Raw genomic sequence first — 15,176 nt, 5'->3', positions numbered from 1 at the left:
CCGCGAACCGCGTCTTAGAAAATGCCCCAGTATTTAAGGCCCTTTCTAAGACAGGTTCGGCTGGACCCGGATTTCTCCGGACCCAGCCAAATTTTTCGGCACATCAGCGATGCACCTGTCGAATGGCTTAGGCCAGCTCGACTTCGGCGCCAGCTGCTTCCAGCTTGCCTTTGACTTCTTCGGCTTCGTCTTTCGACACGCCTTCTTTGATCTTGCCGCCAGCTTCGACCAGCTCTTTGGCTTCTTTCAGGCCCAGACCGGTGATGCCGCGAACTTCTTTGATCACGTTGATTTTCGAAGCGCCGGCGTTCTTCAGAACGACGTCGAATTCGGTTTTCTCTTCCTCGGCTGCGCCACCGGCGTCGCCGCCTGCTGCAACCATGACGGCGCCGCCAGCTGCGGGCTCGATGCCGTACTCGTCTTTGAGGATGGTTTTCAGTTCTTGTGCTTCCAGCAGGGTCAGACCCACGATGCTTTCTGCGAGTGCTTTCAGATCAGCCATTTTATCAGCTCTTTCCGTTTACAGTGTGTGTTCCAACGTCAGGGTATTCACCCTACGCAGATCATTCAGTGCCAACCGCTTACGCAGCTTCCGCCTTCTCTTCGATGGTGGAAAGGATGCTTGCGATGTTGCTTGCAGGTGCGCCAATCGCGCCGGCGATGTTCGAAGCAGGTGCGCCAATGCAGCCCACGATCGAAGCAATAAGCTCCTCACGGGACGGCATTTTCGAAACTGTTTCGACGCCTTTGCGGTCCAGAGCGTTCTCGCCCATTGCACCGCCGAGGATCTCAAAGTTCTTGTTATCCTTGGCGAAGTCCTCGGCCACCTTGGCTGCTGCCACAGGGTCCTCGGAATAGGTCAGAACGGTCATACCCGTCAGCAGGTTAGCAATGCTTTCACATGGCTTTCCGTCGAGGGCGATTTTGGCGAGCCTGTTCTTGGCAACACGCACGGCACCTCCGGCTTCGCGCGCACGCGAACGCAGGTCCTGCATCTCGGCAACTGTCAGACCGGCGTAGTGCGAAACCACTACGACGCCAGAGCTTTCGAAGATTTGGCCGAGTTCCTCGACCACTTTCTCTTTCTGGGCTCTATCCACAGTTCTCTCCAAGTTTGGGGCGATATCTCACCCCGGCTCATATTTGCCGCAGCTTTCGCTTCGGCGTTCAGGTCCGTTATTACGGGATTGGCCAAAATGCGCCCGAGGGTCAGGACCCTCAGAATTCTTTGGTCTTACCCGTCTCAGGCAGGGAATTAAGGGGCCAAATGGCACCACCCACCGTCTTGGACGAAACAAAATAAAGCGCACGACGAATCGCACGCTTTATTCCGCAGTTCTCTTTAGGCCAGATAAGTGGGGTTTCCAAGAGGTAAAATACCCCAAACCGTCCGCCATTTGACATCTTGCGCCAGGTACCGGCAGGTCGCGTTCGCTTGCAATTTGACCCGACTTGCAACACTTTTGCCACGACACAAAATAACATCGCCGGGATAACGGCCAGGCATGAGCAGAAAATGAGTTGGTTCGCTGGGGAAACTGAACTGGACGTTTCCGCGAAAGAAGCGTGGCCGGATACGGCTGCGGAGGCCGGGCTGCCTCGTGTCGGATGGACCCTGACGCGATTGTCCAGACGGGACGATCCCGACAATTCCCGGATCGTTTATTTGGCCGAGCACTGGTCCGGGTCAAAGTACGCCTACAAATTTCAACTCAGGCCTCGGTCCCAGAAGGACTTTGCGTCCCATTTCCACCTCCAGAGTCTCACCTACCGGGCCTTAGCTCATTCGAATTTGCTGACGGTGCCAAAACCGGTCTATCTGGCGTCAGAGCGCCAGGCCTGGGTGATGGAATTCATCGAAGGTCACACCGTCGGAGAACTTGTCCGGCGGGCCGGCGGGGACGTGCCGCGGCAACTAAATCTGCTTAGGCACGCGGCGACATGGCTGGACGCTTATCATCGCGCTCAATGCTATGAACGGCGTGTGTTTCAACCCAAATATACCGTGAAGTACTTTAAGGATCTGCAAGCCAAGATCCTGGCTGGGTCAGAAAAAGTAGCCGCGAAAGACCTGGTCCTCGCAGGAATCGACCGGGTATTGGAACAGGCATCGACCTATGAGGGGCAGGAAACGGTCGCCGCCACGCAACATGGCTATTTTCACATGCGAAATCTGATCCTTGATGGCACAAGGTTGGTGGGGCTCGACATTTCCAGCAATCAGTTGGTGCCTGTTGGGCATGACATCGCAAAAATTCTTCTCGATTTCACGGTAGTCACACGCACCGCCGGCGCTCTGCCACCCGGCGAAGTCGTGCCTGATGACGTTCGTCAGGCGTTCTTTGAGGGGTACACGCTTGTCGGGCCAAACGACCCCGGCGTTCGGTTCCTCCAGTACCCCCGCATCCTGTCAACGCTTCTTCAGGTGCCCCAAAACAAAAAGTATCGCACGGACGCAAAACAAAGAACCCTGAAAAGGCTGCGACCCATCGCCAAAAGTGCTTTTAGCCCACGCGGCGATTTCGAACCGCCATCATAGCAGCCATCATAGGTTTCGCGCCCGTTGACATACGTTCCCAACTGCGATCCACATAGGCGATCCAATCACGCCACTTGATGCCCTAAGATATGTTGCCCCTCTCCGAAGCCGAGTGCATTCTCGCCGCCGAATGCGTGGATGAGTTCTCCCTGAACCACAACATCCGCAACCCTAGGCCATTTGAGTGTATCTATCGGTCTCACGATTTTCCCGAGACACGCATGGTCCTCAGAATACGGACGTCTGCACAGGACTTTGCGCTCAAAATAGACACCGAGTCGCCCACAACGGGCAGGTTGCAAAAAGAGTTCGGGGTATTGACCGCTCTGTCAGTGCATTTTGACCAGCACGAGGCTTCGCGGGTGGTGCGCCCTTACTATCTTTCACCGAGCCAGACCTTCTTCGTATCAGAATTCATTGACCGTCCAACGGCGGCAGACCTGATTCACAACAGCAGGGATGACGATCAGATTGCCCGGATCTATCGGCGCGCCGGCGCCTGGTTGCATGACCTGCACAGGTTCCAGCCCGCCAAAGAATACGGGTTTCGGCCGCGCTGGATGACGGATGGTATCCGGGATCTGACCCAGTCCGTACCGAACCATATTCTTAGCGAAAGCCAACCCATGCTGGCGGCGCTGGAAAAGGCTGCCCACTATCTGAAAGGCATCCCCGAGACACAGGTGTTTTCGCACGGGGATTTCCACAGCCAGAACCTGATTGTCGGCCAAGGCGAAATGATCGCTCTGGACTTTACGGAGGCACGCGAGAAACTGGCCGTTTATGATATCGTCGACTTCCTGAAATCGGACATCTTCCGAGATGCACATTCTGCAGAAGTTGATCGCAGCGGCATTCTCAAAATCAACAAAGACATGTTTTTTCGACGTTACCGGCACCCGGTACACATGGAAATTCTGGATTTCTGCATCCGGGGGCGCCTGCTGAAGGACTGGCTGAGTTTGTGGCAGTTAGATCACGACTGCAGCGCGTACGAAGAGGACAGGAGGCAACGCCTGTGCGACCGGCTTCGCCTCGCCTTTTTACACCCGTAGGGGCCAGTAATTGTCAGAAACATGATGACAGGATTGTGAAGAATTCCCTCCGCAGAACTTAGGTTGACTGTTTAGGGCGAGTCTATTTTATATCCGGTATAAACATATCGAGCGGTCTTCGATGAAAGGCCAGAAACGGCACGTGTTTTAAAGGTCATACCGCGTAAATGGTACTTCGCAGTTTTTTCGCCCAGGACAGCTCCAGCCTCGTTGTCACCTCAAGCTCTGATGCAGGGATTGTCGGCAATCCGATCATCAACAACTCGGACACCCCGAACGGGACCATTTTCCAGTATTCCGGCGGAACGGGAACGACGGTGACACTGGATGATACCAGTGGAAGCTCGGACGTTTTTGATGACGATCAGGAATCTGGCCACGTCATCACCGATGGCGGTGGAATTGTTACCAACGGAACTCAGGTCGAATCCGAATCCATCATTACCGTGCAAGCCCTGGACACCAATGGAAACCCGACTGGGCCTACGATCGATATCTATGTGTTTTCCCAGAATGGCGTCACGCAAGATGTCTGGGGATATGGAACATCCGCCCCCCTTGTCCCCGGCACGTCCTATATCAAAATCAGCGGATCCAATGCCGGAGGCTCGTCTTATACCGATTACATTACGTGTTTTGGCGAGGGGATTCTAATCCAAACCGCCAAAGGCGACATTGAAGTTCAAAACCTCAAACGTGGGCAGCTTGTCTGGACCCGGGACGGCGGGCTGCAACCGATCCTCTGGATTGCTACGACCGAGGTTCACGGTTACGGCGCGTTTGCTCCGGTTGTGATCGAAGCCGGAGCGATAGGCAACACACGGGAACTCGTCGTGTCCCAACAACATCGGGTCCTGATCCAATCTCCAGCGACCGACATGCTGTTCGCATCACCGGAAGTATTGGTGGCGGCAAAACATCTCTGCGGTCTTCCGGGCGTTTCTGTCCGCGAGGCGGAACGCATCAGCTACACGCATTTCATGTTTGACCGGCACCATGTCGTCCGCTCGAATGGTACGCTGACAGAAAGCTATTACTTTTCGGACAATGCGAAATACGCGGTTTCGTCGCCACAGCGGGCGGAGATCCTTGCCCTTTTCCCTTCGCTGGAGCACGCCGACTACGCCTTCAGAATCACGGCGGCGGCCACCATTACCGCCCGTGAGGCCAGCGTGCTCTGCACCTATCTCTGACCCGACAAAAACCGGAAAAAGAAAAACCCGGGTCGCATCCGCAACCCGGGTTCATTCTGTCTAAGCTGTAGCCTCAGGCATATTCGCCTGCAGCAGCAGCCACATCCAGCGTCACGCCGGGGCCCATAGTCGAGCTCAGCGCGATTTTCTTCATGTAGGTGCCCTTAGCGCCCGACGGCTTGGCCTTGGCCACAGCCGAAACAAAGGCACGGACGTTTTCGGCCAGCTTGGCTTCGTCGAAGGACGCTTTGCCAACGCCAGCGTGCACGACGCCACCTTTTTCCGCCTTGAACTGAACTTCACCACCTTTGGCTGCTTCCACGGCCGCTTTTACGTCCATGGTCACGGTGCCAACCTTGGGGTTCGGCATCAGGTTGCGGGGGCCCAGAACCTTACCCAGACGGCCGACGATCGGCATCATGTCAGGGGTTGCAATGCAGCGGTCGAATTCGATGGTGCCGCCCTGAATGGTTTCCATCAGGTCTTCTGCGCCAATGATATCCGCGCCAGCTTCTTTCGCTTCGTCCGCCTTGGGGCCGCGAGCAAAAACAGCAACGCGCATCGTTTTACCGGTGCCGTTCGGCAGGCCGACAACGCCACGGACCATCTGGTCCGCGTGACGGGTGTCAACGCCCAGGTTCAGCGCGATTTCGATGGTCTCGTCGAATTTCGAGGTTGCGTTGGCTTTGACCAAGGCAACTGCTTCTTCGACCGACAGGTTTTCCTTGCCGGCGACAGCTTCGCGCGCAGCGCGGGTACGTTTACCGAGTTTTGCCATCTTACTTCACCTCGATGCCCATGGAGCGGGCCGAGCCCAGGATGATCTGCATTGCGCCTTCGACGTCGTTGGCGTTCAGATCTTTCATTTTGGCTTCGGCGATTTCGCGAACTTGCTTCGAGGTCACGGTTGCCACGGTCTCGCGACCGGGGTTCTCCGCACCGCGGGGACGGTTACGCTTGCCGACCGGCTTCAGACCAGCTGCTTTTTTCAGGTAATAAGACGCGGGCGGCGTCTTGATGTCCATGGTGAAGGACTTGTCCTGATAATAGGTGATCACGGTCGGGCAAGGCGCGCCTTGCTCCATGTCTGCGGTCTTGGCGTTGAACGCCTTGCAGAATTCCATGATGTTGATACCGCGCTGACCCAGCGCCGGACCAACTGGAGGCGACGGGTTCGCCTGACCTGCAGGAACCTGCAGTTTCATTGTACCAGCAAGCTTCTTGGCCATTTGGTTTCTCCTTTTTCAACTCTCTCAGATCGCGATCTGAGAGATATGTGTGATGTGGTCCGATCCGGCGCACGCGTGCGCCTCGCCTCCCACAGGGATTGCCGCTTTTGACGACAGAGCTGCGCCTTACTAGCCCGCACAGAGAATAGCAAGCCGTTTTTGCACAACGCCAACCCACGCACATGCATGAAACTTGCAGTCCCGGCCCAAGATCGTCAGAATTTCTGTAAAGCCGGTCAAAACCTGACCCGGCACCGCATCACGAGGCAAATATGTTGCCCCCATCGCCAGATCCGAGCCAACAGCAAGCCAAGGTTGATGCCTTGATTGAATGGATGATCGACGGTGCGCGCCCAGCGGCGAATGCTGTCGACATCATCGAGGGTATCTGTACCCGCCTGCTGGATGCTGGCGTCGCCGTGGACCGGTTCGGATTGTTCATCTGGACTCTGCACCCAAACCTGACGGGGCGACGGTTCTTGTGGAAAGCCGGTGAGGGTGTGGACCGGGTCGATGCCCCGTCGCAGCTGTTTACGACGGCGATTTACACGGACAACCCTTTGCCGCATGTGATCGAGCGTCGAACACCCGTCCGCAGGCATTTAGAAGACCCAAACTGCCCCGAGGATTACATCATCGTGGGTGAACTGCGCGAGCAAGGGTTCACCGATTACCTTGCGCAACCCCTGATCTACATCAACGGAGATACCCATGTGTGCACATGGTCGTGCGCAACACCAGGCGGGTTTTCCGAACGGGATCTGGCCATTTTGGAAAGGGTCCGTGGACCGCTCGCACGTCTGACGGAAACCTATATGTTGCGACTTGATGCAACCTATTTGTTGTCGACTTATGTGGGCCGCAACAGCGGAGCGCAAATTCTTGAGGGGAAAGTACATCGTGGTGACGGTGGCGAAATCGAAGCCGTTATCCTGTTTGCGGATCTCAAAGGCTTCACCCGGCTTTCGAATTCCGTTTCGGGCGAAGCATTGGTCAGGCTGTTGAACGACACCTTTGATTGCCTCGCCCCTTCTGTGATGGCGCATGGGGGTGAGATTCTGAAGTTCATGGGAGACGGTTTCTTTGCCATTTTCCCAACCAGCAAAAACCTTCCACCGAAAACTCAGATCAAAGCTGCCATTACCGCCGTACAAGAGGGCTGGAAATCGCTGCTCACGACCGAATTCGATCATAAGCTGGGAGTTCGCACTGCGATTCACCACGGCCGTTTCCACTACGGCAATATCGGCGGCGGCGATCGCCTGGATTTCACGGCCATTGGGCCGGACGTCAATCTGACGGCGCGCCTGCTTACAGCGGCAACGGAACTGGATTGCGACAACGTCCTTTCGGGGGCCGCCGCAGCATTTCTGCCCGGACTTTGTGAGAAAGTAGGAACCGTATCTCTGAAAGGGTTTGGCGGGGATCAGGCTGTGTGGCAGCTACGTCAGCCTCAAACGTAAAAAAGGGCGCCCGGAGGACACCCTTTATTTCAATTCCACGGACCGCAATCAGCTCTGCTTCGTAACCTGCGTAAAGTCCAGCTCGACCGGCGTCTCGCGACCAAAGATCGAGACCGAAACCTTCAGCTTCTGAGCCTCGTCGTCCACGCCTTCGACCATGCCGTCGAAATCCTCAAACGGGCCGTCGTTGACCTTGACCTTCTCGCCGATCTCGAAGGTGATCATCAGCTTGGGCGCTTCTTCACCTTCCTGAACGCGGTTGAGGATCTGGTTCACCTCGGCGTCGCGCATCGGCATCGGACGGCCCTGCGGGCCCAGGAAACCGGTGACACGGTTGATCGAGTTCACAAGGTGATAGCCCTGATCGGACATCTCCATATGCACCAGCACATAGCCGGGCATGAAACGGCGTTCCGTCGTAACCTTCTTGCCCCGGCGCACTTCGATCACCTCTTCGGTGGGCACCAGAACCTCGTCGATATCGTCCTCAAGGCCATGCTCGGCCACGGACGTGCGGATCTGCTCTGCGATCTTCTTTTCGAAATTCGAAAGAACGCTGACCGAGTACCACCGTTTCGCCATGAACCTGTCGTCCTTGTTTGCCTTCGGCTGCATCCTGAGTAGCGGACGCGCCGTCATTAAAATTCTGTCACGTCATCCGGAATAAAAAGCGGCGCGCGGCCCGAATCGCCACACGCCCATTCCGAATAGTACCGCGTCACCTACTCTGACATCGCACGCTGTGCAAGGGGGCAGTGGCGTTTCCGCCCTGTCTGACCGGACTTAACCGAACGCGCCGAGGACCAGTTGCAGGCCACCGCGGATGCCAAGATCGACCAGCGCAAAGAACACAGCCGTCAACGCCGCCATGATGAACACCATGACCGTGGTCAACAGAACCTCGCGCCGGGTCGGCCAGACGACCTTTGCAACTTCGGCACGGACTTGCTGAATGAACTGGATCGGATTCATAGTAGCCATTTGGCGTGGTTCTCTCTGCTAGCGGATGGGCCGGACATAACCGGGCATTGCGGCAATTTCAAGGGCGCTCAGCACATCGTGTCAGGGCTTGGGCTTGTCGTCCCATTCATCGCTCAGGATGCGCCGCGCGTCGCCCTCGGGGTCGTCATACTGGTTGGACCTAACCGTATAGATAAACGCCACAAGGCCAACCCCGCCCAGAAACAGGGAAATCGGTATGAGATATGCCAGAACTTCCATATCAACTACCTCAGGCGCAGGGCGTTCAGGGACACGGTGATCGACGAGGTCGACATCGCCAGAGCCGCAATCAGCGGGGTCGCCAGCCCGATAACGGCCAGCGGTACGGCGATGATATTATAAACCGTGGCAATGCGGAAGTTCTCGCGAATCCTTTTGGTCGCTTTGACAGCCGTGTCGCAGGCATCCGCAATCGGCGCCAGATCATTGCCCAGCAGCACGATATCCGATGCCACGCGTGCGGCATCCAACGCCGAGGCCGGAGAAATCGACACATGCGCCGCCGCCAGAGCCGCGGTGTCGTTCAGCCCATCGCCGACCATCAGAACATGGCGACCCTGATCCCGCAGGTCCTGAACATGGGTTGCTTTGTCTTGCGGCAGGGCTTGCGCGATCCAGGTCTCAATGCCCAGCTTCCCGGCAAGTGCCTGAACCGCGCCCCGGCTGTCCCCGGAGATCAGGATGATCTCTTTACCAGCGTCGCGGAAGGCCTGAACTGCCTCGGCCGCACCGGGCCGCAGGGCGTCTGAGAACAGGAAGGAAACCGGTGCCTGCGCGCCGACAACCAGCCAGGCCGCAGTTTGGTTGCCCTCGTCGCCACCTGTCCACGCTGCGCGCCCCAAACGAACACGCTGCCCCCGATAATTGCCTTCGGTGCCATAACCCGGCACCTCGACAATGTCTTGCAACTTGGCCGGCCTGATCCCTGCTTCCCGGGCGGACCTGGCCAATGCGACAGAAAGGGGATGAGACGAAGCCTCGGCCAGCGCCAGAGCCACCTCAAGGTCGGCGCGCGAATGGTCGCCCAGGTTGGTCAGCTCAGGCGCGCCGGAAGTCAGCGTGCCGGTCTTGTCGAATACAACCGTGTCAACCTCGGCCAGACGTTCAAGCGCGGTGGCGTGTTTGATTAGCATCCCCTTGCGGAACAGCCGGCCCGAGGCCGCCGTGGTCACCGCTGGTACCGCCAGCCCCAGCGCGCAGGGGCAGGTGATGATCAAAACCGCTGCCGCAATATTCAGCGCGGTACGGATATCGCCGGAATATATGTACCACCCCAGAAAGCTGAGCGCCGACAGGATATGCACACCCGGCGCGTAAAGCTTGGCCGCCTTGTCCGCCAGCGACGTATACCGCGACCGCCCGGATTCTGCGATGGCTACCAGATCGGCCATGCGATGCAGGGACGTGTCCTCACCCACTGCTGTGGCCCGGATCGTCAGAGGGCCGGTCAGATTGACCTCACCCGCACTCACGGTCAGGCCAGCTTCGGCAAACACCGGCAGAGTTTCCCCGGTGAGCAGCGAGCGGTCGAGTTCCGACTGGCCGTCAACAATCTCTCCATCCACCGGCATGCGGCCACCGGGTCGGACGAGGATCAGATCGCCGACAGTCAGCGTAGCCACAGCCACTTCCTCTTCGGCGCCATCGACCAACTTAATGGCACGGGGCACCTCAAGCGCGGTCAGTTCCTCGGCCGCGGAACGTGCGGCGGCACGGGTGCGGTAATCCAGATACCGCCCGGCCAGCAGGAAGAAGGTCAGTGTCAACGCTGCGTCAAAATAAGCGTGTTCGCCGCTGAGCGCGGTTTCCCACAGGGAGGTCACCAGCGCCAGCAGGATCGCCAGCACGATCGGTACATCCATGTTCAGACGGCGCACGCGCAGGGCGCTCCAGGCGTTGGCAAAGAAGGGCTGCGCGGAAAAGGCAATCGCAGGCAGCGCGATGGCCGCCGAGATCCAGTGGAACATGTCGCGCGTCGCGTCTGTAGCGCCTGACCAGACCGAGACCGACAGCAGCATCACGTTCATCGAGGCAAACCCGGCCACTGCCAGACGCATCAGCAGATCGCGCCCGGCCTTGTCCGACTGCGTTGCAGACAGCGCGCCGGGGTCAAGTTCGTGCGCCTCATAACCCGCCCGTTCCAGCACCGGGATCAGATCGGCAGCGCGCAAGTCAGGCGATGCTTTGACCATCGCGCGCTTGAGGGTCAGATTGACCCGCGCATCCTCTACCCCCGGATGGGCGTTCAGTTCCCGTTCGACCGTTGCAATACAAGCCGAGCAGTGAATGCCCGGCAAAGACAGCGCGATCTGCACATCCTCGGGGACAGGTCGGGCCGGTTCAGCCGGGCCTGCAATGCAACCCGGACAGGCCGCCGTGCCGGATGTAAGCTGCGCCGTCATTCTATTACCCCTTTACGTATAACGGGACACGCTGGGCAAACTCTGCGCCATTGCCGTCTTTGGCCACAAGGCGAATGTTCCAGTTGCCCTTGCCCAGCGATGCGGGGGTCGCATAGGCAGTGCCGTCAAAAGTGAAATCCGGCGAAAAATCCTCTTTCACATGCGTGGCCCGACCGACAACCGCCTGCAGCTCCGCCACTTCGACAGGGGCACCGTTCTGATCGGTGATGTGCAGAACCAGCAATCCGCCCGACATTTCGGCACGGATTTCCCATCCCAACGCCTGCTGTTCTTGCAGGCGTTCGTTGAATTCCTGACTTGCGACATAGGAATTTTTGACCTCAAGCCCCGGAAAGGTTTTGACGGCGCTATAGGCCAGCACGAGGTTTACGGCGATGATCACACCGAAAGCACCAACAAATACCGCCAAGGCATGCTTTCCGGTAAATTGACGCTCTGCCATCCTAGTTTCCTCGTCCATTGAACGTGGTGTCCTTATGGGCGCGCTCACCACTTTTCAGGTCTTCGACCCAGATGCGGACCGGTGTTGAGTCTGCGCCCGCCGGGCCAGTTCCCTTAGACGCCACGATGTAAACGCGTTGCAGCTGCGCGGTATCCGCCGTGACATTTACAGTATCAATATCTGTGCCTTCGATCACCACCCGCATCGCCGGATCGCCGGTCAGGGACAGTTTGAAAAGGCGGTCCTCACCATGTTTGTTACGCAGACGCACGTCATAGGTGTTGCGGATGGTGCCATCAGACAGGGTAACAAATGTCGGGTTGCGCACAGGCGCCACCGTCAGGTCGATATCCGACCGGATAAACAGGGCAAACAGCAGGGCAAAGCCCACCAGCGACCACAGGGCCGTGTACAGGATCGTCCGGGGGCGGAGAATGTGCTTCCAGACATTTTTTGGGGGGTGCCCGGCCCGTTCGCGGGTCTCGTCGCTCAGTGCCATATAGTCGATCAGACCGCGCGGCTTGCCGATCTTGGCCATCATGTCATCGCAGGCGTCGATACACAGCGCGCAAGTGATGCATTCCAGTTGTTGACCGTCCCGAATGTCGATGCCGACAGGGCAGACATTCACGCAGGCCATGCAGTCGATGCAGTCGCCCAGCTCGGAATCCGCCGTACGCTTGCCTTTGCCGCGCGGTTCGCCCCGCCATTCACGGTAGCCAACGACCAAGGTGTCTTCATCCATCATCGCTGCCTGAATGCGCGGCCACGGGCAGGCATAGATACAGATCTGTTCACGGGCAAATCCCCCGAACAGGAAGGTGGTACCCGTCAGGATCAGAACCGTTGTATAGGCCACGGGATGCGCGTTCCCGGTGACCAGATCGCGCGCCAGCGTGGGCGCATCGGCAAAGTAGAACACCCAGGCGCCCCCGGTAGCCAGGCCGATCAAAAGCCATACTGTCCACTTCGTCACACGCAACCGGGCCTTGCGGAAATCCAGCTTTTCCTGACGATGCAGCCTCAGTCGGGCATTCCGGTCACCCTCGATCCAGCGTTCGACAAGGATGTAAAGATCGGTCCAGACTGTCTGCGGGCAGGCATAGCCGCACCAAACGCGACCCAGTGCCGAGGTGAACAGGAAAAGCCCCAGACCGGCCATGATCAACAGGCCCGCCACGAAATAGAACTCATGCGGCCATATCTCGATCCAGAAGAAATAGAACCGGCGGTTCGCCAGATCCAACAGGACAGCCTGATCCGGAAGGCTGGGACCGCGATCCCAACGAATCCATGGCGTGATGTAGTAAATTCCCAGAGTAACCGCGAGAATGATCCACTTCAGATTGCGAAACGGCCCGGATACACGGCGCGGAAAGATGGGTTCTCGTGCGGCGTAAAGGCTGGGGGCGGGGTCGGAATCGCTCACGGGCTGGCTCCAGATGTAGCTATTTTACGGCGTCTTCTCCCAGATCACAAAGAATGTCACTTTGACATGTGTCAAAAGCGCATCGGACAGACACCTTTTGTCACATCTTACCAGCTTGTCGCCTGAGCCACCCAACAAAAGTTTTTACTGCGGGGCGAAGGGGCGCATCGCCAATAACAATATGATAGCCACGTTCACCAGGTTCACGAAACAGCTCGGTGATACGGCCCGAGGCGATGTCCTGTTCGACAAAATGTCGCGCCGTCACAGTCACGCCCTGCCCGGCCAGCACCCCTTCCAGCAGCAGATTCCCCGGTAACGCAATGCGACCCGCGCGGGGGCCGTGCTCAACGCCACGTTGGGCCAGCCAGGTTGTCGCCTCGGTGGTGCCGAATTCCTCGAGCCACGGCAGCTGGCTCAACTCGTCCGGCGTCATCGAGGTTTTGCCGCCAAGCAGAGACGGCGCAGCGATGATCACGATCGGGCTTTGCAACAATAACTCCGCGTTCACCCCGGGCCAGTCCCCGGCGCCATACCTGATCGCCACATCCACGCCGCCGGGGACAAAACTGACCAAATTGGGGGACGGGTCCAGCGCCAAATGGATTTCCGGGTGCTCGGCCTGAAACGCGGGCAGGCGCGGCATCAACCAGGACGCGGCAAAGGACGCGGTCAGCGAGATATGAACCGGGCGTTCTTCGGTCACGTGCATCAGATCGGCAACGGCCGTTCCGATGGCTCCAAATCCAAGATGCAGGGCACGGGCCAGTTTCTCGCCCTCAACCGTCAGAGTCATGGACTTACCCGTCCGGTCCAGCAGAGCGACACCCAAATGCTTTTCCAGCGCGCGCAGTTGCTGGCTGATGGCAGCGTGACTGACATTCAGGGACGCGCCGGCCTGCACGACATTTCCTGCCTCAGCAAAGGCATGAAAGGCCTTCAGCGACGCGAGCGGCGGCATTTTCAACCAGTCCATATGTAAGCCCTGATTACATACTGAAATGCCAATTGAGTCGCATTTCCGCGCCCAAAGATCAATCTTGTATCCAGTCGGAACCCGTTTCAGGAGAAGTCAGATGCTCTCAATCCTCGCAAAATCATTCATGGTAGCCACCCAAACAGATGCGCGCCTGGAAACGCGGAAACGGGAATGGCTGCCCGAAAGTCACTGGTGGAAAGAAAACAAGGACACGCAAAGTTCAAATCGGAAAAGATGAGTCCTCTGGACCTGTTTAAAACGGATCGGTAGTTTGAGGAAATAGCACCGGCTGTTCAGGAAACGCGCGAACAGATGGAACAGCCGGTGCCGCAACCTTCGGGCGGCGAGCCGCCCGAAGGTATTCTTTTGCCGTTACTGACCGCCACCCAGCTGGTGGACGTAAGCCGTTACCGCGCGGATTTGCGCGTCGGTCAGACGGTTTTCCCAGGCAGGCATCACGCCAAAGCGGCTGTTGGTGACCGTTTCGGTCAACGCTTCTTCGCTGCCGCCATATAGCCAGATCGCATCGGTCAGGTTCGGCGCACCCTGAAAGACATCGCCGGTTCCGTCCTCACCGTGACAGGCCGCGCAGTTGTCTTCAAAGACAACCTTGCCCGCCTGCGCCGCCGCATCGTCGGTCTGCGCATTGGTCAGCGACATGACATACTGAACCACCTGAGTGATTTCTTCCTGTTCGAGGATTTCACCAAAGGCCGGCATCTCGGAGTAGCGCGCATCGTCGCTTTCCTCGTTGCGGATACCATAGGCAACGGTGGTCTCGATATCCTCGAGCGAACCGCCCCACAACCAGGCGTCGTCCAGCAGGTTGGGGAAGCCAGGCGCACCCTGAGCGCCCGAGCCGTGGCACTGTGCGCACCAGGTACGGAACACCGCGCCGCCGGAATTCACAGCATATTGCTGCAACTCGGGATCCTTCGAGATGTCTTCCAGCGGCGTTTCCACCAGCTTGGCGTTCCAGGGCGCGTTGGCCTCTTCAAATGCGACCATCTCTTCCTGCGCTACTGCCCGTGAAGACCACCCCATGACCCCAGCAGTGGCTGATTGAACCAACGGCCAGGCCGGATACATGATCGAATAGATCACGCCCCAGATGATCGTGACGTAAAAGGTCCACAGCCACCAGCGCGGCATCGGATTGTCGAACTCTTCGATACCATCCCAGGAGTGGCCGGTTGTGTTCGGATCACCCGGCTGTTTTTCAGGTGTCTTGCTCATTGCCGCGCCTCCTTGGATGTGGCCGGTTTATCTTGATGCCGGAACGGGATGTTGGCGGTGTCCTTGTATTCCTTGCTGGCACCGGGTCGGAAAACCCAGATCACGATGCCGACAAAGAAGACGAACAGCAAAAGCAACATCCAGCTATCCGCGAACTGCCGTAAGAGAGTATATTCTTCCATTTCA

17 protein-coding genes are annotated in these 15,176 nt (G+C 57.9%); 4 read left to right on the top strand and 13 right to left on the bottom strand.

Going from position 1 to position 15,176, the window contains the following annotated elements; all coding sequences use genetic code 11:
- Positions 1–127: 127 nt before the first annotated feature.
- Both rplL and rplJ read right to left on the bottom strand, forming a co-directional pair.
- Positions 128–502, bottom strand: a complete 375-nt coding sequence (rplL, locus tag GOX66_RS19925) for a 50S ribosomal protein L7/L12 (RefSeq protein WP_010441182.1) — start codon at positions 500–502, stop codon at positions 128–130.
- Between the two features lie 79 nt (positions 503–581).
- The gene (gene rplJ / locus GOX66_RS19920) at positions 582–1,100 is read right to left on the bottom strand and encodes a 50S ribosomal protein L10 (RefSeq protein WP_170764844.1); all 519 of its coding nucleotides are present in this window, start codon (positions 1,098–1,100) and stop codon (positions 582–584) included.
- 416 nt (positions 1,101–1,516) lie between these two features.
- Here rplJ and GOX66_RS19915 point away from each other — a divergent pair, with 416 nt between their 5' ends.
- From GOX66_RS19915 to GOX66_RS19905, 3 genes are all read left to right on the top strand, one after another.
- Entirely contained in the window at positions 1,517–2,539 is a 1,023-nt protein-coding gene (locus GOX66_RS19915; protein WP_170764842.1) for a phosphotransferase, read from the top strand.
- Positions 2,540–2,760: 221 nt separating this feature from the next.
- Positions 2,761–3,594 carry an aminoglycoside phosphotransferase family protein gene (locus GOX66_RS19910; RefSeq protein WP_170764841.1) on the top strand — a complete coding sequence of 278 codons (834 nt, stop codon included), beginning with the start codon at positions 2,761–2,763 and terminating at the stop codon, positions 3,592–3,594.
- A gap of 167 nt (positions 3,595–3,761) precedes the next feature.
- Positions 3,762–4,787, top strand: coding sequence for a Hint domain-containing protein (locus tag GOX66_RS19905; protein WP_170764839.1), 1,026 nt, complete (start codon positions 3,762–3,764; stop codon positions 4,785–4,787).
- Positions 4,788–4,860: 73 nt separating this feature from the next.
- Here the strand turns inward: GOX66_RS19905 and rplA are convergent, their stop codons facing one another.
- Complete coding sequence (rplA, locus tag GOX66_RS19900; RefSeq protein WP_170764838.1) at positions 4,861–5,565, bottom strand: 50S ribosomal protein L1; 705 nt, start codon at positions 5,563–5,565, stop codon at positions 4,861–4,863.
- Between the two features lies 1 nt (position 5,566).
- Complete coding sequence (rplK, locus tag GOX66_RS19895) at positions 5,567–6,016, bottom strand: 50S ribosomal protein L11 (RefSeq protein ID WP_037314971.1); 450 nt, start codon at positions 6,014–6,016, stop codon at positions 5,567–5,569.
- A 272-nt stretch (positions 6,017–6,288) separates the two neighbouring features.
- On the opposite strand from rplK, the gene GOX66_RS19890 reads away from it, so the two are divergent.
- Positions 6,289–7,479 (top strand): adenylate/guanylate cyclase domain-containing protein, encoded by a 1,191-nt coding sequence (locus GOX66_RS19890; RefSeq protein WP_170764837.1) that lies wholly within the window; start codon positions 6,289–6,291, stop codon positions 7,477–7,479.
- A gap of 48 nt (positions 7,480–7,527) precedes the next feature.
- On the opposite strand, the gene nusG is transcribed toward GOX66_RS19890, so the two are convergent.
- The 9 genes from nusG to GOX66_RS19845 all read right to left on the bottom strand — a co-directional run bounded on the left by nusG (position 7,528) and on the right by GOX66_RS19845 (position 15,172).
- Complete coding sequence (gene nusG / locus GOX66_RS19885; protein ID WP_170764836.1) at positions 7,528–8,061, bottom strand: transcription termination/antitermination protein NusG; 534 nt, start codon at positions 8,059–8,061, stop codon at positions 7,528–7,530.
- Between the two features lie 201 nt (positions 8,062–8,262).
- Complete coding sequence (gene secE / locus GOX66_RS19880; protein WP_170764835.1) at positions 8,263–8,460, bottom strand: preprotein translocase subunit SecE; 198 nt, start codon at positions 8,458–8,460, stop codon at positions 8,263–8,265.
- An 81-nt stretch (positions 8,461–8,541) separates the two neighbouring features.
- Entirely contained in the window at positions 8,542–8,700 is a 159-nt protein-coding gene (gene ccoS, locus GOX66_RS19875; protein WP_170387639.1) for a cbb3-type cytochrome oxidase assembly protein CcoS, read from the bottom strand.
- Between the two features lie 5 nt (positions 8,701–8,705).
- Positions 8,706–10,883, bottom strand: a complete 2,178-nt coding sequence (locus GOX66_RS19870) for a heavy metal translocating P-type ATPase (RefSeq protein ID WP_170764834.1) — start codon at positions 10,881–10,883, stop codon at positions 8,706–8,708.
- 4 nt (positions 10,884–10,887) lie between these two features.
- Positions 10,888–11,346: a FixH family protein gene (locus GOX66_RS19865; protein ID WP_170764833.1), complete on the bottom strand. Its 459-nt coding sequence runs from the start codon at positions 11,344–11,346 to the stop codon at positions 10,888–10,890.
- Position 11,347: 1 nt separating this feature from the next.
- Positions 11,348–12,775, bottom strand: a complete 1,428-nt coding sequence (ccoG, locus tag GOX66_RS19860) for a cytochrome c oxidase accessory protein CcoG (protein ID WP_170764832.1) — start codon at positions 12,773–12,775, stop codon at positions 11,348–11,350.
- A gap of 100 nt (positions 12,776–12,875) precedes the next feature.
- The gene (locus tag GOX66_RS19855) at positions 12,876–13,751 is read right to left on the bottom strand and encodes a LysR family transcriptional regulator (RefSeq protein ID WP_170764830.1); all 876 of its coding nucleotides are present in this window, start codon (positions 13,749–13,751) and stop codon (positions 12,876–12,878) included.
- A gap of 375 nt (positions 13,752–14,126) precedes the next feature.
- On the bottom strand, positions 14,127–14,990 hold the full coding sequence (ccoP, locus tag GOX66_RS19850) for a cytochrome-c oxidase, cbb3-type subunit III (protein ID WP_170764828.1): 864 nt from the start codon (positions 14,988–14,990) through the stop codon (positions 14,127–14,129).
- Positions 14,987–15,172 (bottom strand): cbb3-type cytochrome c oxidase subunit 3, encoded by a 186-nt coding sequence (locus tag GOX66_RS19845; RefSeq protein WP_170764826.1) that lies wholly within the window; start codon positions 15,170–15,172, stop codon positions 14,987–14,989. Before GOX66_RS19845 ends, ccoP begins: the two co-directional genes overlap by 4 nt.
- Between the last annotated feature and the right edge of the window lie 4 nt (positions 15,173–15,176).

It is taken from the genome of Ruegeria lacuscaerulensis, from assembly GCF_013031245.1.
Classification (GTDB): domain Bacteria; phylum Pseudomonadota; class Alphaproteobacteria; order Rhodobacterales; family Rhodobacteraceae; genus Ruegeria; species Ruegeria lacuscaerulensis_C.
Note: the sequence above shows the minus strand (reverse complement) of the source record. Positions and strands in the feature narration are given on the sequence as shown.

Excerpts from the sequence above, each read along its gene's own strand:
- rplA (WP_170764838.1), bottom strand. The coding sequence starts at position 5,565 with ATGGCAAAACTCGGTAAACGTACCCGCGCTGCGCGCGAAGCTGTCGCC.
- GOX66_RS19890 (WP_170764837.1), top strand. The coding sequence starts at position 6,289 with ATGTTGCCCCCATCGCCAGATCCGAGCCAACAGCAAGCCAAGGTTGAT.
- ccoP (WP_170764828.1), bottom strand. The coding sequence starts at position 14,990 with ATGAGCAAGACACCTGAAAAACAGCCGGGTGATCCGAACACAACCGGC.
- GOX66_RS19845 (WP_170764826.1), bottom strand. The coding sequence starts at position 15,172 with ATGGAAGAATATACTCTCTTACGGCAGTTCGCGGATAGCTGGATGTTG.
- ccoS (WP_170387639.1), bottom strand. The coding sequence starts at position 8,700 with ATGGAAGTTCTGGCATATCTCATACCGATTTCCCTGTTTCTGGGCGGG.
- rplK (WP_037314971.1), bottom strand. The coding sequence starts at position 6,016 with ATGGCCAAGAAGCTTGCTGGTACAATGAAACTGCAGGTTCCTGCAGGT.
- GOX66_RS19865 (WP_170764833.1), bottom strand. The coding sequence starts at position 11,346 with ATGGCAGAGCGTCAATTTACCGGAAAGCATGCCTTGGCGGTATTTGTT.
- GOX66_RS19905 (WP_170764839.1), top strand. The coding sequence starts at position 3,762 with ATGGTACTTCGCAGTTTTTTCGCCCAGGACAGCTCCAGCCTCGTTGTC.
- GOX66_RS19910 (WP_170764841.1), top strand. The coding sequence starts at position 2,761 with ATGGTCCTCAGAATACGGACGTCTGCACAGGACTTTGCGCTCAAAATA.
- secE (WP_170764835.1), bottom strand. The coding sequence starts at position 8,460 with ATGGCTACTATGAATCCGATCCAGTTCATTCAGCAAGTCCGTGCCGAA.
- rplL (WP_010441182.1), bottom strand. The coding sequence starts at position 502 with ATGGCTGATCTGAAAGCACTCGCAGAAAGCATCGTGGGTCTGACCCTG.
- nusG (WP_170764836.1), bottom strand. The coding sequence starts at position 8,061 with ATGGCGAAACGGTGGTACTCGGTCAGCGTTCTTTCGAATTTCGAAAAG.
- GOX66_RS19870 (WP_170764834.1), bottom strand. The coding sequence starts at position 10,883 with ATGACGGCGCAGCTTACATCCGGCACGGCGGCCTGTCCGGGTTGCATT.
- GOX66_RS19855 (WP_170764830.1), bottom strand. The coding sequence starts at position 13,751 with ATGGACTGGTTGAAAATGCCGCCGCTCGCGTCGCTGAAGGCCTTTCAT.
- GOX66_RS19915 (WP_170764842.1), top strand. The coding sequence starts at position 1,517 with ATGAGTTGGTTCGCTGGGGAAACTGAACTGGACGTTTCCGCGAAAGAA.